Raw genomic sequence first — 20,355 nt, forward strand, 5'->3', positions numbered from 1 at the left:
CCTTCGTCACGGGTCAGGCGCTCAAAGTCAGGCCCATCTGCCAGAAATCGGCTTCCAGGCGCGTCGCCTGACGGAAGGTGGCGATCAGGGCGGGCATGCGGCCGATGCCGCCGCGCTCGACCAGCAGGCGATCAAGGGTTGCCACCGCGCTACGGGCGACGCCCTGATAAGCCTCGCCGGCATATTCGCCGATCCATTCGGCGTAGGGGTGATCCTCGCTCAGACTCTGGCGAAGGGTCAGGGCGATCTCGGCATAGCCGACCACACAGGGGCTCAACGCCACATGGAGATCAAGCAGGTCGCCCGCCAGCCCCTTGTCGAGCACATAGCGGGTATAGGCGATCGTCGCCCGCGCCTCGGGCAGGGCTTCCAGATCGGCCGGGCCCAGCCCCCAGCGCTGGCACAACGACACATGCAGGCGCATTTCATCAAGGATGGCGGCCATTCCCAGGCCGGCCGTCCGCAGATCGGCCAGCGCCTCGGCCTTATAGGCGGCGAGGGCGTAAGCGCGGGCGAACTGGATCAGGAACAGATAGTCCTGACCCAGATAATGGCGAAAACACTCTTCGCGCAGCGACCCCTCGCCCATCTGGCGCACGAAGGCGTGGCCGGTATAGGCCTGCCACTCCGTCGCGCAGGCGCCGCGCAGGCGGGCGAACAAGCTGTCTTGGGGAATAAGCCCCGGCACCGCCTCGCCTGGATAGCGCTTCATCGGCCGCGTCCCTAGCCCCGGCTATCGCGGGTTTCGGTCGGCAGGCGCAGCACCAGACCGTCAAGCTCTTCGGTCATGATCAGCTGGCAGCCCAGACGCGAGGTGCGGGTCAGACCGAAGGCCATGTCGAGCATGTCTTCCTCTTCCTCGGTGGCCTCGGGCAGCTTGCCATACCAGTCGGGATCGACGACGACATGGCAGGTCGAGCAGGCCAAAGAGCCCTCGCAGGCCCCTTCCAGCTCGATATTGTTCTGGTGGGCGGCTTCAAGAACCGACAAGCCGACCGCGACTTCGACGTCGTGGCGAACCCCATCGGGATCGATAAAAATGACCTTGGGCATGTCAACTCCTGAGCGGATGCGAAAGGTTGCCCGGCGATATACCTCTCCCAAGCCCGGGGAGCAAGGCCCCGGGGACGAAATCACGCGGTCAGACGAGCGGCCATCGCCCCATAAGCCTCGATAAAGCCGCTCACCTCGTCCTCGGTGGTCGTCCAGCCAAGACTGACCCGGATCGCCTGACGGGCGGCGTCCTCGCCCACTCCCATCGCCAGCAGCACCGGCGAGGCCGACAGGGTGCCGCTGGAACAGGCGCTGCCGGCGCTGACCCGCAGCCCGGCGAGATCCAGGGCCATCACCTGACGATCGGCGCCGACGCCGGGCAGCCCGACACAGGTGGTGTTGGGCAGGCGGGCGACGCCGGCGCCGTAAATCACTACCCCGGGGACTGCCGCCGTCACCGCCGCCTCCAAACGCCCACGCAAGGCGCCAAGGCGCGTGGACTCGGCCGCCGTTTGGGCGCCCAGGGTGGCGGCGCTGGCGCCAAAACCGACGATGCCAAGCAGATTCTCGGTTCCGGCCCGCCGGCCGCGCTCCTGGCCGCCGCCGCGCAAACCGGGGCTCACCTCGTGGCCCTCGGCCAGGATCAGGGCGCCCGATCCGGCCGGCCCGCCGATCTTGTGACCCGAGAGCGCAAGCGAGTCACAGCCCAGCGCCGCCAGCGACAGCGCCATGCGCCCGGGCGCCTGAACCCCGTCGCAATGGACCAGGGCGCCATGGGCATGGGCCAGGGCCACCGCCTCGGCCACCGGCTGGACGACGCCGGTTTCATTATTGGCCAGCATCAGCCCGACCACCGCCGGGTTGCGCTCGGCCTGCAGCAAGGCCTCGAGATGGCCAAGATCGACAACGCCGTGGCGATCGACGCGGATGCGCAGGGCGGCCGGATCGGCGCGCAGCACGCAAGGATGTTCCGTCGCCCCGACGATCAGCCGACGACCGCTTCCCAGCAGACCAAGGGCATTGGCCTCGCTACCGCCCGAGGTGAAGATCACCCGCTCGGCCCGGGCGCCGACAAGGGCGCCGACGGCGTCGCGGGCATCCTCGATCAGGGCGCGGGCCCGCCGTCCGTCGCGGTGGATGCTCGACGGATTGCCAAGAACCTCCAGGGCGGCGGTGATCGCCGCGACCGCTTCGGGGCGCAGCGCCGTGGTGGCGTTGTGGTCGAGATAGACGCCGGCGTGGGTCACTGCACCGCGACGATGGGGGGCATCTCGCCGATCAGGCCGCTGGTGCCAAGGACCCGGCGCTGGGTGACATCTTCAAGCGAGACGCTGCTGAGATAAAGATAGATCTGATTGGCCAGTTCTTCCCACAGGTCATGGGTCATACAGCGGCCCTTGTTGTTGTGGCAGCCGGCCGGCGAGCCCGGCGAGCAGCGGGTGGTCTGGATCGGTTCGTCGACGGCCAGGATGATATCGGAAATCCGCATATCTCCGGCCTCGCGCGACAGAAGATAGCCGCCGCCGGGGCCGCGCACGCTTTTGACCAGCCCGCCCTTGCGCAAGCGGCCAAACAGCTGCTCCAGATAGGACAGGGAAATTTCCTGGCGATCGGCGATATCGGCCAAAGCCACCGGCTTGCCCCCGGAATGGGCGGCAAGGTCGGCCATGGCCATCACCGCATAGCGACCCTTCGTGCTCAACCTCATGACTTAAATTCCTCTCAGACGTCGGGCGCGCATGGATGCGCGGTGCCATTCACCACACGCTTGGGCGTGCGTTCGTTGTTATCCATTAACCCGCGCTCCGTCTTTGAGGCGGTCTTCGACCAGGGCCGGGCCCCGGCGTTCGGCGGGGGGGTCCCCCACCCCGGACCCCGTCTCGTCAAGCCGGCCTTCCAGTTCGGCGATGCGGGCGTTCAGGCGGCGCACATCGTCCATCAGGCCGTTCAGGGTTCCGGCGATCGGATCGGGCACCCCCTCGGGAATGCCGTAACTGCAGAATTCGCCATCCTCCTTGCGCAGGCTGCGGCTGGCGATGCGCGCCGGGATGCCGACCATGGTGGCATCGGCGGGCACCTCGGTCACCACCACGGCGTTGGCGCCAACCCGGGCGCCGGCGCCCACACGCAAGGGCCCGAGGATCTGGGCCCCGGCGCCGATGATCACGCCGTCTTCAACCGTCGGATGGCGCTTGCCCGGCAGCAGCGAGGTGCCCCCCAGGGTCACCCCCTGATAAAGGGTCACATCATCGCCGACCTCGGCGGTCTCGCCGATCACCACCCCGGTCGCATGGTCGATGAACAACCGTCGGCCGATGGTCGCCCCCGGATGGATCTCGACGCCGGTGACGATCTTAGCCAGATAGCTGACGAAACGGCCCGTGGTCAGCCAGCCGCGCCGCCACAGCGCACTGGCAAGGCGATGAATCAGCACGGCGTGAAGGCCGGGATAGCACAGCAAAACCTCGAGACGCGACCGAGCCGCCGGGTCCCGGTGCATGATGGCGTCGATATCTTCCCTTAAACGCTTGAAAACCATAGGGCCGCTCATGATATTATCGTCCACTGCCGCTTGCCCGGCGAACCGCCACTGGATATCGAGACCATCTCGGAGACCCCCTGTCGCAGGCACCGAATATATGGTGTCCGAGAAAATCGGTCAAGAATAGCCGGACGGCAGTTCGGGCTATATCCTTCTAATTTCCTACCCCAGGACTATGCTGGGCTGGGGCACGGATTTCCTCGCGGAAGCCGGTGTTTTTGGAAGGACCTCCACGGATCGCGAGTGATCGTCTTTATTCTTTTTGACAAGCCCTTCAGTCCGGTCCCGTTTTTTTCGCCCCGTTCGTCGGATGCAATAGACCAAACAAACACCGAGATGCCAGAGATAATCTTCAACGGCCCCGAAGGCCGGCTAGAGGGTCGCTACACCCACAGCAAGCGCCCCAATGCCCCGATCGCCCTGATCTTGCACCCCCACCCCCGCCAGGGTGGGACGATGAACAACAAGGTCGTCTACGCGCTCTATCACACCTTCGCGCGACGCGGTTTTTCCGTGATGCGCTTCAACTTTCGCGGGGTCGGCCGATCGCAAGGTGTCTTCGACAACGGCCAGGGCGAATTGTCCGATGCGGCAAGCGCCCTTGATTGGATGCAGGGTGTCAATTCAAGCGCCTCGGAATGCTGGGTCTCCGGCTTTTCCTTCGGCGCCTGGATCGCCATGCAGCTGCTGATGCGCCGCCCCGAGATTTCCGGGTTCATCTCGGTCGCCCCGCCGGCCAACAGCCATGACTTCACCTTCCTCGCGCCCTGCCCGTCGTCGGGGGTGATCATCCATGGCGACAAGGATGATCTGGTCCCCGAGGCTTCGGTGGCCAAACTCGCCGCCAAACTGTCCCAGCAGAAAAACATCCGGGTCGATTACAAGGTGGTGGCGGGAGCCAATCACTTCTTCGGCGACCAGCTTGATGTGCTGGCCGGCGAGGTCGATCGCTATCTGGCGACGGCGCTGGCTCCCAGCACGGTGGCCGCCGGCCAATAGGTCCCCCCGGTCAACGGCCGCGGCGCGCCCGTGGTCGTTGGCCAGGTCAGGGGCAGACCGCGGGCGCCGCGCACGGCCAAAAAGGCGAAAGCCTGGGCTTCCAGGGCGTCACCGTCCCATCCCACCGCTTCCACGGGATCGACGGCGACGCCCAGACCCCGGGTCAACGCCTCCATGATCGCTCCGTTGCGCCGCCCGCCGCCGCAGACCAGCCAGCGCTTCGGCGGCGCCGGCATCCAGTCGCGGGCCCGCGCCACCGACGCCGCGGTGAAGGCCACCAGGGTGGCCGCGCCATCGCCATCGCTCAGCCCGTTCACCGGTTCAAGGGAAAAGGCGTCGCGATCAAGGGATTTGGGCGCCGGCTTGCGGAAATAGTCATGCCCAAGCAGCGCCTCCAGCGCCGCCCCGTCGATCCGGCCCGAGCGGGCGAGAGCGCCATCGGCATCCATCGCCACCCCACGCCGACGCCTCATCCAATCGTCGATGAGGGCGTTTCCCGGACCGGTGTCAAAGGCCACCGGCGGCTGGTCCCCTTCGCCGATCCAGGTGACATTGCCCACCCCGCCCAGATTGAGCACGGCCAGCGGCCGCGCCAGCCCCTTGGCCAGGGCTAGGTGATAGGCGGGCACCAGCGGCGCCCCCTGCCCGCCCGCCCGCACGTCGGCCTGCCGCAGATCATTGACCACGGCGACGCCAAGCCGCCGCGCCAGCAGGGCACCATCGCCGATCTGCACGCTCAGCCGGGCTTCGGGCCGATGGAGCAGGGTCTGACCGTGGAAGCCGACGACCGCCGGGGTCACCCCGCTTTGGCCGATCAGCCGGGCGGCGACCTCGGCGTGACGCTCGGTCAGATCGCGCGCGAGGTCGGCGACCTCGGCGACGGAACGGCCGGGCGGCGTGCCAAGCAAGGCGCGGATGCGGGCGCGGGTCGCCTCGTCATAGGCCACGGTCAGCGCCGGGCCGACTTCGAAGACCTGATGACCATCGGTGCGCAGCAAGGCGGCGTCGATACCGTCCATGCTGGTGCCGCTCATCAACCCAACGGCCCAGACCGCCCCGTCCGACTCGCGCAGGTCCATGGTGATTTTCGCCCCTTGCCCAAGATTGTTCCCTGGGCGGCAGTGTGCTAAACGAGCCTCCCACCACGCAAGTCATCGTTTTTCACAAGGACGGGGATCATGACCGCTCCGAAATCGGAATTCCTCGCGGTCGTTCGCGATCGCGGCTTCATCCACCAATGCACCGACCTCGACGGGTTGGACGCGCTGTTGGCCAAGGGCCCGGTTTCGGCCTATATCGGCTTTGACTGCACCGCCGACAGCCTGCATGTCGGCAGCCTGATCCAGATCATGCTGCTCCACTGGCTTCAGCGCACCGGCCATCGTCCGGTGGTGTTGATGGGCGGCGGCACGACGCGCATCGGCGATCCCTCGTTCCGCGACGAGGCCCGGCCTTTGCTGACCGACGAGAAGATCGGCCAAAACATGGCCGGCATCCGTCAGGTGTTTTCGCGCTTCCTGAGCTTTGGCGAGGGCGCCACCGACGCGGTGATGGTCAATAACGCCGATTGGCTCGACGGTCTGGCCTATATCCCCTTCCTGCGCGACTTCGGCCGGCACTTCTCGGTCAACCGCATGCTGACCTTCGATTCGGTACGCCTGCGCCTCGACCGCGAGCAGCCGCTGTCGTTCCTTGAATTCAACTACATGATCTTGCAGGCCTATGACTTCCTTGAACTGGGGCGCCGCACCGGCGTGCGCCTGCAGATGGGCGGCTCGGACCAGTGGGGCAACATCGTCAATGGCGTCGAACTGGGGCGCCGCGTCGATGGCTTGGAACTGTTCGGGCTGACCAGCCCGCTGATCACCACCGCCTCGGGCGCCAAGATGGGCAAGACGGCCCAGGGCGCGGTGTGGCTGAACGAGGCGCGGCTGCCCGCCTATGATTACTGGCAGTTCTGGCGCAATACGGAAGACGCCGACGTCGGGCGCTTCCTGCGCCTGTTCACCGATCTGCCGCTCGACGAGGTCGCCCGCCTGGAGGCCCTGGGCGGGGCCGAGATCAACGAGGCCAAGAAGATCCTGGCCGAACGGGCGACGACCATGGCCCATGGGCCGGAAGCCGCCCTGACGGCGGCGGAAACCGCCCGCAAGGTCTTCGAGCAGGGCGGCACCGGCGACGCCTTGCCGACCCATGACGTGGCGGCCGAAGCCTTGGCCGCCGGGCTGCCCTTGGCCGAGATGATGCGGGCCACCGGCCTTGCCGCCAGCGGCAAGGAGGTCAAGCGTCTGGTGTCCGAGGGCGGGGCGCGGATCAATGACGTCGCAGTGAGCGACGCCGCCCGCCTGCTGGGGCCCGCCGATGTGCAAGACGGCGCCATCAAGCTGAGCGCGGGGAAGAAACGCCACGCCCTGATCCGCGTTCTTCCCGGCTAACCTCGGGAAAGCCTTCTCGGCTTTGCGGGAAGTGATGTAGACTTTCGGTCGCGTTTCGGGTTTTCCCGCTATGGACCGGAGGATTGCGCTTGCCCCGCCGAATGAGGGACGGACTGCGTCAAGGGCTCGGCTCGACCTTGGGCCGGCGGGTGACGCGCAGCCTGCTGATCGGCATCGTCGTGCTGGAGATCCTGGTTGTGGCGCCTTCGGCGATCCTCCACCGGCGCTCGCTTCTCGATGATCTCGAGGCCGATGCCCGCGCCCTCGGCCTCGCCGCCGCCGCCCCGCCCGAGGCCAGCCTGGGCGAATGGGGGCGTCGGCTTGGCGTGCTGCTCGGCGACGAGCGGATAACCGGGGCGCAATTGCTGCGCAACGACTTCGCCGTCGCCGGCATCGGCGACCGTCCCGACAGCCATCCGGGCAGCCAGGGCCGTCATGCCGATGATGGCCACAGCCTGGACATCGCCATCCCCTTGACCGCCAGCGAAACCCTGACGCTGCGCCTGGACAAGCATACGATCACGAAAAAGCTGTGGACCGAGATCGGCTGGCTCGCCTTGATGACCTTGGTGATGGCCGCAGCCGTCATCCTGATCGCGGCGATCGTGGCCGGGCGGCTGGTCTTGCTGCCCTTGCTCGACCTGCGTCGGCTGGTGGTGGATATCCGGCCGGGCGAGGGACGCGGCCCCTCGAGCGAGGCCATCGGACGCACCGATGAATTGGGCGACCTGTTTCGCGCCGTCGAGGACCTGCGCCGGCGCATCGAGATGTCGCTGCTCGAGGCGGCGACCCAGGCGCGTTTTCCCTCGGAAAATCCCAATCCGGTGATCAGGACCTCCGACTCCGGCGGCCTGCTTTACGCCAATGCCTCGGCCCGACTGCGGCCGGGGTTTCTGGACGGCGAGACCTTGCATCCGACGATCATCGCCCTGGTCCGCGAGACGACGGGTCGGGGCGAGATCATGACCTCGGAAATCCGCCTGGGGACGCGGATCTACCTGTTGACCGCCGTTCCCATCACCCACGACCGCTATGTCAATATTTACGCCTCCGATGTCACCGACCGGGTGAAGGCCGAAATCGCCCTGCGCTCGCTTAACGAATCCCTGGAGGCCCAGGTCCTGACGCGAACCCGCGATCTTGCCGAAAGCGAGGCGCGAACGCGGGCCATCATCGCCACGATGGTCGACGGCCTGATCGTCATGGACGACCAGGGCCGTATCGACCTGTTCAACGCCGCCGCCCAAAGGATCTTCGGGTATGACGAGAGCGAGGTGGTCGGACAGAACGCCGCCTTGTTGATGAGCGCCGAAGACGCCGCCGGCCACGCCGAGCCTTTCGGGCTTCATCTGTGGGATGGCCGATCGCCCCTCCTCAACGGCACCCGCAAGGTCATCGGCCGGCGCAAGAATGGCGCGTCGTTTCCCCTGGCCGTGGCGATCAGCGCGCTTCCGGCGCCCCCGCCCGGCGGCGCGCCGGCCCGCCGGCTGTTCACCGGCGTCGTCCGCGATATTTCCGATCAGATCCGCCATGAAAGCGATCTGCGCAAGGTCAAGGACGAAGCCGAAGTCGCCAATCGGGCGAAATCGGACTTTCTGGCGGTGATGAGCCATGAATTGCGCACCCCGCTCAACGGCGTTCTGGGAATGGCCGATCTGTTGTGCGACACGCCCCTTGATGCCGAACAACGGCGCTATACCCGCACCATCGCCATCTCGGCCGAGGCCCTGCTGGTGATCATCAACGATATTCTCGATCTGTCCAAGATCGAGGCCGGTCATCTTGATCTGGAAAGTCGCCCCTTCGATCCCGCCACCCTGCTCGAAGGGGTGCGGACCTTGATGGAGGGGCCGGCCCGCGACAAGGCCATCGCCCTGCGCACCTCGATCGAAGGGGCGAAGCCGCCGCTCCGCCTGGGCGACGAGGGCCGCCTGCGCCAGATCCTGCTCAATCTCGCCAACAACGGCGTGAAGTTCACCGAAAAGGGCTCGCTTACCCTGCGCCTGAAAGCCGGCACGGGCGGAGCCTTGCGCTTCGAGGTCGAAGACACCGGGATCGGCATCCCCAAGGAAAAACAAGACACGCTATTTCACGACTTCACCCAGGTGTCGGCCTCGACCGCCCGGCGCTTTGGCGGCAGCGGGCTGGGGTTGTCGATCTGTCGGCGGCTGGTCGGGCTGATGGGCGGGCGCCTTGGCTTTGACAGCACCCCGGGCGTTGGCAGCCTTTTTTGGTTCGAGGTCGATCTGCCCGAAGTCGTCGCCAGCCAATCGCCGCCCCCCCCTCCCTTCCAGGGCCCACCGCTGTCGATCCTGGTGGTCGAAGACAACGAGATCAACCGTCAGGTCGCCCTTGGGCTGTTGACCAAGCTGGGCCACCGGGTCACCTGTGTCGATGACGGCGCCGCCGCCGTGCGGGTCGTCGACACCATGCCCTTCGACCTGATCTTGATGGATGTCCAGATGCCGGGCATGGATGGCTATGAAGCCACCCGTCTTATTCGCGGCAAGCCGGCGCCGGTGGGCGGCCTGCCCATCGTCGCCATGACCGCCAATGCCACCAGCGGGGATGTGGCGGCGGCGATGGCGGCGGGCATGACCGGCTATCTGTCCAAGCCGATCACCCGCAAGCGTCTGGCCGAGGCCTTGATGGCCCACGGTCCCGGAGCGACGGTCTCGACGACGGGGTAATCCTCGGCGCGATGACATTTTTACTTCATTTTTATGACGGAATCCCCGATGACTGCGCGCGATGCCCTTCCCCCGCGCTGACAGTCAGAGGACGAGGATGATTTCCCCAAGCGGTCCGAAGAATATGAAAAAGCTCCATAAGGAGCTCAAACGCTTCTCGGCGATCGAAGCCGGTTTGGCGATCACCGGCCGACCGGCGGTCGGCATCGGTCTGGCTGTGGTTTTCCTGGGCGTGATCTGGGCCTTCACGGCGATGACCTTTGGCCAAACCCCGTCCCATACCTTTCTCGTCCTCGCCGCCGTCGTCGGCGGCTATATGGCGCTCAACATCGGCGCCAATGACGTCGCCAATAATATGGGACCGGCCGTCGGCTCGCGGGCGATGACCATGGCCGGGGCGCTGTTGATTGCCGCCATCTGCGAAGCCTCGGGGGCCATCCTGGCCGGTGGCGACGTGGTCGAGACGATTTCCAAGGGGATCATCGATCCCGGAGCGATGTCCGATAACGTGAAATTCGTCCAGGTGATGATCGCCGCCCTTCTCGCCTCGGCGCTATGGGTCAACCTCGCGACCTATCTCAACGCCCCGGTCTCGACCACCCATGCCATCGTCGGCGGGGTGATGGGCGCGGGGGCCCTCGCCGCCGGCGTCGGCGCGGTTCATTGGAGCACCGTCGGGGCGATCGTCGCCAGTTGGGTCATCTCGCCGATGATGGGCGGCGTCATCGCCGCCGCCCTACTGCTCTTCGTCAAAAAGATGATCTTGTTCCAAGACGACAAGATCGCCGCCGCCCGCCGCTGGATCCCGGTGCTGATCGGCCTGATGGCCGGCGCCTTTGGCATGTATCTGCTGACCAAGGGCCTCGCCCGCGTCTATGCGCCGCCCTCCTGGCTGGTCGGCCTCGCCGGCGTCGGATCGTTCCTTGGCGTCTGGGCGCTCATGCGTCCGATCGTTCGCCGCCAGACGGTGGAAATGGAGAACCGGCGCAAGGCGGTGAGCGGCCTTTTCACCCATGCCCTGATCTTTTCCTCGGCCCTGCTGTCCTTCGCCCATGGCGCCAATGACGTCGCCAATGCGGTGGGACCGCTTGCCGCCATCGCCAATGCCCTGGCCGGCGGCGGGGTGGAGGACCAAGCCGTGGTCCTGCCACTGTGGATCCTCGTGGTCGGCGCGGCGGGCATCTCGGCCGGGCTGTTCCTGTTTGGTCCGAAGCTGATCCGCACCGTCGGCGAAAAAATCACCAAGCTCGACCGCGCCCGGGCCTTCTGCGTCTCGCTTTCGGCCGCCGTCACCGTTCTCGCCGCCTCGGGGCTGGGGCTGCCGGTCAGTTCGACCCATATCGCCGTTGGCGCCGTTTTCGGGGTCGGCTTCCTGCGCGAGGCCCTGGCCAATCACCAGGAACTGTCCCATCTGGTGCATCCGCCCCGGCTCGATGCGATCGACAACCCGCAGCGCGTGGAAAAGCTGGAACGGCGCCGTCTGGTCCGCCGCCAGCACATCACGACCATTGGCGCGGCCTGGGTGGTGACCGTTCCCCTTTCGGCGGCGCTCTCGGCGGGGTTATACCTGCTGCTCACCGCCTTCCTGGAGTAGCCTCATGCCGCCCCGCTCCCCTATTCGCCTGTCCCTTGCCATCCTTGGTCTGCTTGGCGGACTGCTGGGGGGAGGAGCCGAGCCGGCGCGCGCGGCCGAAGGGGCGCGGAGCCAAGCGCGGATCGTCGGATCGTCAACGATGTTCGCGCTCACCGCGGCGGTGGCCGAGCGGCTGTCGCGGCTGGGGTTGGGGCAGGCGCCTTTGGTCGAAGTGACGGGAACGGGCGCCGGCTTCCATCGCTTCTGCGCCGGGATCGGTCTTGAGACCCCCGATCTGGTCGCGGCCTCGCGAACGATGACCGACCAGGAGCGCGCCCGCTGCCGGGCCAATGGTGTAGACGACATCGGCGAGATTTATCTGGGCCATGGCGCGGTGGTTCTGGCCCGATCGTGGCAAACGCCGTTTCCGGCGCTCACCCGCCGCATGGTCTGGCTGGCCCTGGCCGACGAGGTTCCCCGAAAGTGGGCGCTGGAGACCAATCCCAACCGGCTGTGGTCGGATATCGCCCCGGGCCTGCCCGCCGTTCCGATCCGGATTTTCGGTCCGCCGCCCAGCTCGGGCACGCGCGATTACCTTGCCAGCGCCCTTATGGACCCCGGCTGCCTCGCCTTTCCGCTGCTGGCCGAACGCCCCGCCGCCGAGCGCGAGACCGCCTGCCGGCGCCTGCGCGAGGATGGGGCTTTCATCGAGGCCGGCGAGGACGACGACCGTCTGGTCAAGCGGCTGGTCGATGATCCGACGGCGGTCGGCTTCATCGGTTACGCCGCCTTTCACCGCAACGGCCATCTGGTCAGCGCCATCCCGATCGAGGGCATCGCTCCGACGATCGAGACGATCACCGAGGGCAGCTATCCCCTGACCACCCAGCTTATCCTCTATGTCAAAACCGCCCATCTTGGGCTGATCAGCGGCCTTGACCGCTACGTACAGGCCTTCACCGCCGAGCAGGCGATCGGCGAGGATGGCTATCTGAGGGCGCTTGGACTGGTGCCGGCGGCGGCTTCCGGGAAAGCCCCCTGACCTAGCCTCGACACCCCTGGCCTCAATGCTTGGAGAACAGGTCGAAGGCCTTGCACAGCAGGCCGGAGATCGGTCGCGGCCGGGGCGGCGCCAGGGTGCGTTCCAGATGGTCGGTGACCGCCTTCAGCGGATCGCTCTCGGCGGTCAGAACGCTCTCGACGCCGCGCTTGGTCATCCGCCGGCCGAACCCCTCGCCGGCGCTGGCGGCGATGACCACGGCGACGCCGTCCAAGGGGTGGGGGACGTCATCTTGAAAATGATGGAAGACCTGGAGGCGCTCCAACTCTATACGGTCGATCTCGCGCGGCCGCTCTCCGGCGGCGGCCTCAAAAACCAGCCAGCGCTTGGCCTGTCCGGCATGGCCGGCGACCAGGGAAAAGCTTTTGTCAACGGCTACGGCGATGCGCATGCGCCAAGATCCTTATCCGCCGGTGCCGCCGACCTTCTCGGTCGCCGTCTGGTCGGGCTGGTCGAAGATCTTGAAGATACCGCGCAGAAAGCCCGGAGTCAGCGCCGATAGCGGATTGACCGAAATCGCCGGCTTGGACACATCGCCACTGACGGCGTAATTCACCCCGATCACCCCCTGCCCTTTGCCGCCAACGATGATGCTGCCAAGCAAGGGGATCTTGCCGAGCAGGCTGTTGATCGCATAGGCGGGAACCACCGTGCCCTTCAGCGAAAGCCGCTCGTCGTCAAGATTGATCGCCCCCTCGGCGGTTAGGCCGATGGCGTTGCCATAGGCCTGGGCCTCGGAGACCGTCACCACCGGATCGTCATAGACGAAGGGCACCACCAGCGTCGAAAAGGCGATACCCTGCCCGCCCAGCACATCAAGGATGCCGGTCAATCCGGCCACCGACAGGATCTGGGCCAGCACCGGGGCCTTTTGCAGGCGGAAGTCCTTGACCAGAACCCGGCCGCGCGCCACCCCGCCCGGGTCGCTGAGCGCCTCGACCGACAGATTTCCGCCGGCCACGGTTTCAATGACATCAAACCCGCGCAGGATCGTTCCGGCATCGGCCGCCGAAAGCGTAAACCGCCGCTGCGTCCCCTTGGGCTCCAGGGCCAGGGCCAGCGGCGATGACCCGCGCACCGCCGCATTGACGACCGCTTGGCGCCAATGATGGGCATCGCGGGCGGCCCGCGCCGTCACATGCTCGAAGACCACATCATTGGCCAGCATGATCTGGCGAAGCGTCACCGTCGCCGAAAAGGCCGGCAAATCCTTGGTCGGCTTGGCGGCCACGCCTTCGGCCGGCGTCGGCGAGGTCGCCGCGCCGCGCCGGCGATCGAAATAGGGGCGCAGATCGAGAACGCCATCGCCGATGCGGATATCGGGCCCCGCCGATCCCCCCAGGGAGACCGAACCGGCAAGGCGGGTATTGCCGACCACGAAGCTGTCGACATCGACGCGCTTGATCTCGTCGCCCTTGGCGTTCAGGAAAACGCTGGCCTTGGCCGTCATCTGCGGCTCGGCCGTCATGTCGATGTCGAGGCGGTCGTCCTTGCCGCCAAGCCTTGCCGAAACCTTGGCGGCGCCAAGGCTGCCGGCGGGCTTGCGCCAGCCGAACGCCTCGAGGTCAAGCACCGTCTCCGTCAGATCCAGCCGGCCCTCGAGCGTCGCCCGCCCGCCGGGCAGGCGGATATAGGTCAGATCGGCCTTGGCCACGCCACCGCCATAGGGGGGTGAAATCAGCGCGGGATCGATCCCCAGCGAGGCCATGCCCTTGGCATCGAGGGTTCCCTTCACCTTGTAGCGGCTCAAAAACGGCGCATCGACGAAGTTCTCGCGCCAGACCAGGGCGACCGGCACGCTCGCCAGCGTCGCCGTGCCGCTGATATCCATGCCGTTCTGGTCAAGCACCACCTTCAGCTTGCCGTCGCTGACATCGCGGCCGAAGGCGGCCTTTGGCAGGGCCACGCCTTCGACATCGCCTTCGACACGGATCGCCATCTGCTCGAAGGTCAGATCCTTGAGCAAGGGAAAGGCGAAGGACAGATCGGCCTTGACCGCGCCCTTGGCGGTTTTGGGATCGATGCCGACGGCCTTGGCGTAATTGAGCGGCTGGTGATCGATGACCGCCATCACCGAGGCCAGTGGCCCCTTGGTGCTCACAGCGATGGCCGCCGTCTGGTCCTCGGCGTCAAGGCCGCCGAAGACCACCGTACCCTTGACCACCTCCAGCCCCTCGACTCCGCGCAGGCGGCCGGTCGCCACCTTGACGGCGATCTCCTTGAGCCCGAAGACGATCTCGCCCGACATCTGTTCAAGCGGCGGCAGGGGGTTGCGGTAGTCGACGGCAATACCCTCGACCATGGCCAGGCCCTGCAGGGCGGTGATGTCGATGTCCTGCAACGACGGACCGGCCAGATCGAAGGTGAAATCACCCTGGCGGATCGTCCCCTCCGACAGATTGAGGGCGATCCACTCCCGGGCGCCATCGACCTTGTCGTGGGGCCAGAAGCGCTTCAAATCCTCGATCGAAAGCCCCAGGACAGAGGTGGTGATCGCCACCCGGGGGGCGGTCAGCGGGTCCTCGGCGCGCAGGGTGGCATGGACCGTCGGCCCGCCAAGATCGACATCGACCTTATCAAGAAAAACCGCCGAAAAGCCGTCTTCGATGCCACCACTCAGGGAAATCCGCGGCAAAGGATAGGTGGTTCCCATCGGCTCGGGCAGGGCCAGGGCGCCATCGCGGCCTTCCAGGGCGAATCCGGCGTCAAGCACGCCGCTCAGCGGCGCCGGACCCTCGAGCAGGTCGAGATCGAGAACGGCGCGCGCCGATCCCGACAGGGCGAGATCCAAAGTCCCCTCGGCGGCCAGGGCCGGCACCGCCTGGGCCAGTTGCCGGGCGTCCAGGCCGGAAATCGTCGCCTCGGCCTCGACGGTCCCCTCGCCCACCCGGTGGCTGATCGATAGATCGATGCGCGCCAGGGATTGGGCGAGGTGAAGATGGGCTGCGATATCACCGGCCACCCCCTGGCTGTCGGCGATCAGCGTCGCATTGACGCGGGGCATATGCATGCTGACGCCGCTGCGCAGATCATCGAAATCGATCGCCCCATCGCGGAGGGTCAGCCGGGCGACGCCGCCGGCCTGATCGGTCAGCATCGCCACCCAGCGATCCAGGCGCTCGGACAAGGGGGTGCGGCCGGCCCGCTCCCCGGCCGAGGCATCCCCGCCGGCGACCGCTGACGGCCCGACCGGGTTTTGGCCGTCGCCCGGGGAGTGGACCGGGGATCCGATGGAGGGAACGATGGGCAAAGGCGCCTCGCCGCCCAGCGAGATCTCGCCGCTTTCAAGGCGGGTGATATGAAGGCTGGGCGACAGGATTTCGACCCGGCGCAGCGCCACCTCGCCATCAAGCAGAGCGCGCGGCGCCAGGGTTACCGCCACCATCGGCAGCCGGGCGATCAACCGGTGGTCGGCGTCGCGCACCACCACGCCGACCACCCGCAAATTCAGCGGACGCTGCCAGCCACCCCAGGCGAGTTCGGTGCCGTCGATCACCACCTCGAAATCACCCTCGGGGTCGGCAAGGGCGTCTTCGATATAAGGGGTCAGCAGGGACAGCGACAGCGGCCCCTGCTCCAGCCGCCAACCGAAAAAGGCCAAAAGGGCGAGCGTCAGCAATCCCAGCGCGCCCAGAACGCGGAACAACACCCTCACCCCACTATGAACCACGGGCTTTTCCTTCGCGACAACGCGTACCGCCATCCCTTGACGGCGGCAACGCCGTTGCCCAGTGTGCTGGGAAACAACGGAGCAAAAATGCAGGAGTTCCTTTTTCCTTCCGCGACGGCACGGTTTCCCCTGCCGGCGGACCAGGGTCGCCTGGATCGGGGGCTGGAGCGCTGGCGCGCCCTGGCCCGCGACGACAGTGAGGGGATCGCGCCCTCTTTCGTCAAGAATTTCCTCGACGATCCGCGGGGAAATGCGCTGCTCGCGGCGGTTTTCGGCAATAGCCCCTATCTGTCGGCGGCGCTGATCCGCGAGCCGGCCTTTGTCGAGACTTTGGCCCTACGCGGACCCGATCAGGTTTTCCCCGATCTGCTTGAGGGCATGGCGCGGGCGATCGCCGCCACCAGTGAGGCCACGGTCGTCATGCAGGTGTTGCGCGTGACCAAACGCCGGGCGGCGCTGTGCATCGCTTTGGCCGATATCGCCCGGTGGTGGAGCCTGGAACAGGTGACGGCGGCGCTTTCGGCCCTGGCCGAACGCAGCTTGCGCGCCGTTGTCGCCCATTTGCTGACCCGCCGCGCCGCCAGCGGCGATCTGGTGCTGCCCCATCCCGAGGATCCCGAGCGCGACAGCGGCTTCTTTATTCTTGGCATGGGCAAGCTGGGCGGCGGCGAGCTCAATTATTCCTCCGACATCGATCTGATCGTGCTGTTTGACGCCGAGAAGGCCCGCTATCAGGGCAAACGCTCGCTCAAGGAGTGTTATGTCGGCTTAACGCGCGATCTGGTGCGCATGATGGAGGAGCGCACCGCCGAGGGCTACGTCTTCCGCACCGATCTGCGCCTGCGCCCCGATCCCGGCTCCACCGCCGTCGCCATCTCGACCGAGGCGGCGGAAATCTATTACGAGACCATGGGCCAGAACTGGGAACGGGCGGCGATGATCAAGGCCCGGCCGGTGGCGGGCGATCTGGTCGCCGGCCAAGCCTTCCTCACCCATCTTCGCCCCTTCGTCTGGCGCAAATACCTGGATTTCAACGCTATCCAGGACATCCATTCGATCAAGCGCCAGATCGACGCGGTGCGCGGCGGCGCCGAGATCGGCGTGGCCGGCCACAACATCAAGCTTGGTCGCGGCGGCATCCGCGAAATCGAATTCTTCGCCCAGACCCAGCAACTGATCTGGGGCGGGCGCACGCCGAAACTGCGCTCGAAATCCACCTGCGAGGCCCTGGCCGATCTGGTCGAGGTCGGGCTGGTCGAAGCCCCGGCGGCCGACGAACTGACCGAGGCCTATCGCTACCTGCGCACCCTTGAACACCGCTTGCAGATGATCGACGACGAGCAGACCCAGACCCTGCCCCTCGAGCCCGACAAGCTGCGCCATCTCGCCCTGTTCATGGGCGAGGCCGACGCCGAGGCCCTGGGGGTCGCCGTCACCACCCGCCTGCGCCGCGTCGAAAGCCATTACGCCGGCCTGTTCGAAGACGCACCCAGCCTGTCGCAGGGTGGCAATCTGGTGTTCACCGGCGGCGAGGATGATCCCGAAACCCTGGCGACCCTGCGCCGCATGGGCTTCTCCAACCCCGAAGGCATATCGGCGACCATTCGCGGCTGGCACCATGGGCGCTATGCGGCGACCCGATCGACGCGGACCCGCGAGCGGCTGACCGAGCTGATGCCCGATCTGCTCAAGGCCCTGGCCGCCACCGCCCAGCCCGACACCGCCTTGCTGCGCTTCGACGAATTCCTCAGCAAGCTGCCCACGGGCATGCAGTTGTTCACCCTGTTCCAGGCCAATCCCGGCTTGCTTGGTCTGCTGGCCGAGATCATGGGCGATGCCCCGCGCCTCTCCGAGCACTTGGCGCGCAATCCCCGGCTGATGGATATCGTGCTGACCCCGGGGTTCTTCGAAGGCGCGCCCAGCCACGCCGACATGACCCGTTCCCTCGATGCCCTGCTCGCCGACGCGGTGGTCTTCGAAGACACCCTTGATCTGGTGCGGCGCTGGGCCAACGACCTGCGCTTTTCCATCGGCGTTCTGGCCCTGCGCGGTCTGGTCGAGGCCGAAGAGGCCGGCCAAAGCCTGTCCGATGTCGCCGATGTGGCGCTGTCGCGGCTGGTGCCCCGGGTCGAGGCGGAATTCGCCCTCGCCCATGGCGTCGTGCCGGGCGGCGCCATGGCCGTGGTGGCGCTGGGCAAGCTGGGCTCGCGCGAGATGACGGCCACCTCCGATCTCGATCTGATCGTCGTTTACGAAACCCCCGAGGACAGCGAGGGCTCGCAGGCTACCGAGGCCGGTCAGCGGCCCTTGCCGGTCAGCGCCTATTACACCCGCCTGACCCAACGCATCGTCAACGCCATCACCGCGCTGACCGCCGAAGGCGCGCTTTACGAGGTCGACATGCGGCTGCGGCCCTCGGGCAACAAGGGCCCGCTGGCCACCAGCCTGACCGCCTTCCGCCGCTATCAGGCCGATGCCGCCTGGACCTGGGAGCATATGGCCCTGACCCGGGCCCGGGTGATCACCGGCCCCGAGGGCCTGCGCGCCCGCATCGACGCGGTGATCGCCGAGACCCTGACCCGGCCGCGCGATGCCGAGACCCTGGCCCGCGATGTCGCCGATATGCGCGCCCGCATGGAGCGCGACAAACCCGCCGCCAGCCCCTGGGACGTGAAGCTAGCGCCGGGCGGGTTGGTCGATATCGACTTCCTCGCCCAGTTCCTGCAACTGCGCCACGCCCCGCGAACACCCGAGGTTCTGGCCGCCGATACGGTGGGGGCCCTGCGCCGGCTGAGCGAGGCCGGCTATCTCGACCCGGCGATCTGCCGGTTCCTTTGCGCCCATCATCGGCGCAATCTGGGCATCCAGGCGACGCTGCGCCATTCCATCGCCGGCCCGCCGCGCGACTCCGATCTGACGCCGGGCCTGAAAGCCAAACTGGCCCGCGCCACCGGCTGGGATGACTTTGAAACGCTCCGCGCCCATATGGCCGACGATGGCGCCCGCGTGCGCCAGATCTTCACCGAGATCGTCGATCCGACGCGCCCCCCCCCGCCCCCGCCCCTTGAGAAAGGCCCGCCAATGACCGAGATACCCGTCGCTCCCGGCACCGCCGCCCCGGATTTCTCGCTGCCCACCGATGGCGGCGGCACGCTATCGCTGGCCGATCTGCGCGGCAAAAAGCTGGTGCTGTATTTCTATCCCAAGGACGCCACCTCGGGCTGCACCACCGAAGCCCTGGGCTTCAAGGAGCAAGCCGAGGCCTTCGCCGAAGCCGGGGCGGTGATCGTTGGCGTTTCCAAAGACAGCGTCAAAAGCCACGACGGCTTCAAAGCCAAACAGGGCCTGCCCTTCACCCTGGCCAGCGACGCCGAGGGCGCCGTTTGCCAAAGCTATGGGGTGTGGGTCGAAAAAAGCATGTACGGCCGCACCTATATGGGCATCGACCGCTCGACCTTCCTGATCGACGGCGAGGGCATCATCCGCAAGATCTGGCGCAAGGTCAAAGTCGCCGGCCACGTGGCCGCCGTCCTTGAGGAGGCTCGGGCGCTTTAGGGAAGCCTGAAAGCGCCGCCGGCCCCCTCGCGCAGGAACCCGGCGATCACCGGTTGGGCGCCGTGATCAAGCAGATCGACGTGGCCGCCCTGGTCGGGGAAGAAGGTGCTGACCTTGCCGGCCACGGCACTTGCCAGGGTCGGACCCATGTCGAAGGGCACGACGCCGTCCTGGCGGCCATGCAGGATCAGCACCGGGCAGGTGACGCGCTGTGCTGCGGCCAGACTGTCGAAGCGGTCGCGCATCAAGAGGCGCACCGGCATCCACCGATAGCGCCGCGCCCCGACATCGACGGCGCGGGTGAAGGCGCCCTCGGTGATGACCGCCGCCGGGGCCGGCCCCTCGGCGGCGAGGTGGAAGGCGACACCCGAGCCCAGGCTCTCGCCATAGAAGATCTGCCGGGCGCGATCGATGCCCTGGGCTTCCAGAAAGGCGATCGCCGCCCGGCCATCGGCCAGCAGCCCGGCCTCGGTCGGTCGGCCGGGGTTGCCGCCATAGCCGCGCCATTCGACCATCAGCACCCCCAGCCCCTCGCCGGCCAGCATGCGGGCCTTATGGACGCGCTCGATCAGCGATCCGGCATTGCCATGGAACAGCGCCACTGCCCGGGGCGGCTCGGCCGAAGGCGGCGGCGGCAGATACCAGGCGGTCAGGGACAGGCCATCAAGGGGGAACAAGACCACCCCGCGCGCCCCAGCAAGGCCGGCGGCCGCCGGATCGGGCAGCGGGTCAAGCGAGGGGCGGTATTGCAAGGCGCGCTGGAAGATCACCAAGGCCAGACAGGCGATCAGCCATAAGGCCAAAGGAAGGGCGAGGAGGCACAACACGAACCCCATCC

The 20,355-nt window shown here is 67.0% G+C and carries 15 protein-coding genes; 6 read left to right on the forward strand and 9 right to left on the reverse strand.

Annotation, left to right across the window (positions count from 1 at the left end; translation table 11 throughout):
• Nucleotides 1–13: 13 nt before the first annotated feature.
• The 5 genes from RRU_RS10500 to cysE form a co-directional block, all read right to left on the reverse strand.
• Nucleotides 14–712, reverse strand: a complete 699-nt coding sequence (locus tag RRU_RS10500) for a TenA family protein (protein ID WP_011389778.1) — start codon at nt 710–712, stop codon at nt 14–16.
• A gap of 11 nt (nt 713–723) precedes the next feature.
• On the reverse strand, nt 724–1,053 hold the full coding sequence (locus RRU_RS10505; protein WP_011389779.1) for a ferredoxin family 2Fe-2S iron-sulfur cluster binding protein: 330 nt from the start codon (nt 1,051–1,053) through the stop codon (nt 724–726).
• 80 nt (nt 1,054–1,133) lie between these two features.
• A complete protein-coding gene (locus RRU_RS10510) occupies nt 1,134–2,240 on the reverse strand; it encodes a cysteine desulfurase family protein (protein WP_011389780.1) in 1,107 nt (368 codons plus the stop codon).
• Nucleotides 2,237–2,701 (reverse strand): Rrf2 family transcriptional regulator, encoded by a 465-nt coding sequence (locus RRU_RS10515; protein ID WP_011389781.1) that lies wholly within the window; start codon nt 2,699–2,701, stop codon nt 2,237–2,239. The genes RRU_RS10510 and RRU_RS10515 overlap by 4 nt, the downstream gene beginning before the upstream one ends.
• A gap of 78 nt (nt 2,702–2,779) precedes the next feature.
• Complete coding sequence (gene cysE, locus RRU_RS10520) at nt 2,780–3,559, reverse strand: serine O-acetyltransferase (RefSeq protein ID WP_269147104.1); 780 nt, start codon at nt 3,557–3,559, stop codon at nt 2,780–2,782.
• A 312-nt stretch (nt 3,560–3,871) separates the two neighbouring features.
• Between cysE and RRU_RS10525 the strand changes: the two genes are divergently transcribed.
• The gene (locus RRU_RS10525; protein ID WP_011389783.1) at nt 3,872–4,534 is read left to right on the forward strand and encodes an alpha/beta hydrolase; all 663 of its coding nucleotides are present in this window, start codon (nt 3,872–3,874) and stop codon (nt 4,532–4,534) included.
• On the opposite strand, the gene RRU_RS10530 is transcribed toward RRU_RS10525, so the two are convergent.
• Nucleotides 4,486–5,613, reverse strand: coding sequence for an anhydro-N-acetylmuramic acid kinase (locus RRU_RS10530; protein WP_011389784.1), 1,128 nt, complete (start codon nt 5,611–5,613; stop codon nt 4,486–4,488). The two genes, RRU_RS10525 and RRU_RS10530, sit on opposite strands and share 49 nt — an antisense overlap.
• 99 nt (nt 5,614–5,712) lie before the next feature.
• Between RRU_RS10530 and tyrS the strand changes: the two genes are divergently transcribed.
• From tyrS to RRU_RS10550, 4 genes are all read left to right on the forward strand, one after another.
• Nucleotides 5,713–6,969: a tyrosine--tRNA ligase gene (gene tyrS / locus RRU_RS10535; RefSeq protein ID WP_011389785.1), complete on the forward strand. Its 1,257-nt coding sequence runs from the start codon at nt 5,713–5,715 to the stop codon at nt 6,967–6,969.
• Between the two features lie 89 nt (nt 6,970–7,058).
• On the forward strand, nt 7,059–9,659 hold the full coding sequence (locus RRU_RS10540; protein WP_011389786.1) for an ATP-binding protein: 2,601 nt from the start codon (nt 7,059–7,061) through the stop codon (nt 9,657–9,659).
• A 124-nt stretch (nt 9,660–9,783) separates the two neighbouring features.
• Nucleotides 9,784–11,253 carry an inorganic phosphate transporter gene (locus tag RRU_RS10545; RefSeq protein WP_014626290.1) on the forward strand — a complete coding sequence of 490 codons (1,470 nt, stop codon included), beginning with the start codon at nt 9,784–9,786 and terminating at the stop codon, nt 11,251–11,253.
• A 4-nt stretch (nt 11,254–11,257) separates the two neighbouring features.
• Nucleotides 11,258–12,274 carry a PstS family phosphate ABC transporter substrate-binding protein gene (locus RRU_RS10550; protein ID WP_011389788.1) on the forward strand — a complete coding sequence of 339 codons (1,017 nt, stop codon included), beginning with the start codon at nt 11,258–11,260 and terminating at the stop codon, nt 12,272–12,274.
• Between the two features lie 22 nt (nt 12,275–12,296).
• Here the strand turns inward: RRU_RS10550 and RRU_RS10555 are convergent, their stop codons facing one another.
• Nucleotides 12,297–12,683 (reverse strand): NifB/NifX family molybdenum-iron cluster-binding protein, encoded by a 387-nt coding sequence (locus tag RRU_RS10555; protein WP_011389789.1) that lies wholly within the window; start codon nt 12,681–12,683, stop codon nt 12,297–12,299.
• Between the two features lie 12 nt (nt 12,684–12,695).
• On the reverse strand, nt 12,696–15,962 hold the full coding sequence (locus RRU_RS10560; protein ID WP_011389790.1) for a DUF3971 domain-containing protein: 3,267 nt from the start codon (nt 15,960–15,962) through the stop codon (nt 12,696–12,698).
• An 87-nt stretch (nt 15,963–16,049) separates the two neighbouring features.
• On the opposite strand from RRU_RS10560, the gene RRU_RS10565 reads away from it, so the two are divergent.
• Entirely contained in the window at nt 16,050–19,517 is a 3,468-nt protein-coding gene (locus RRU_RS10565) for a bifunctional [glutamine synthetase] adenylyltransferase/[glutamine synthetase]-adenylyl-L-tyrosine phosphorylase (protein WP_011389791.1), read from the forward strand.
• Here RRU_RS10565 and RRU_RS10570 read toward each other — a convergent pair.
• Entirely contained in the window at nt 19,514–20,353 is an 840-nt protein-coding gene (locus tag RRU_RS10570; RefSeq protein ID WP_011389792.1) for an alpha/beta hydrolase, read from the reverse strand. The two genes, RRU_RS10565 and RRU_RS10570, sit on opposite strands and share 4 nt — an antisense overlap.
• Between the last annotated feature and the right edge of the window lie 2 nt (nt 20,354–20,355).

It is taken from the genome of Rhodospirillum rubrum ATCC 11170 (assembly GCF_000013085.1).
In the GTDB taxonomy this organism is placed as follows: domain Bacteria; phylum Pseudomonadota; class Alphaproteobacteria; order Rhodospirillales; family Rhodospirillaceae; genus Rhodospirillum; species Rhodospirillum rubrum.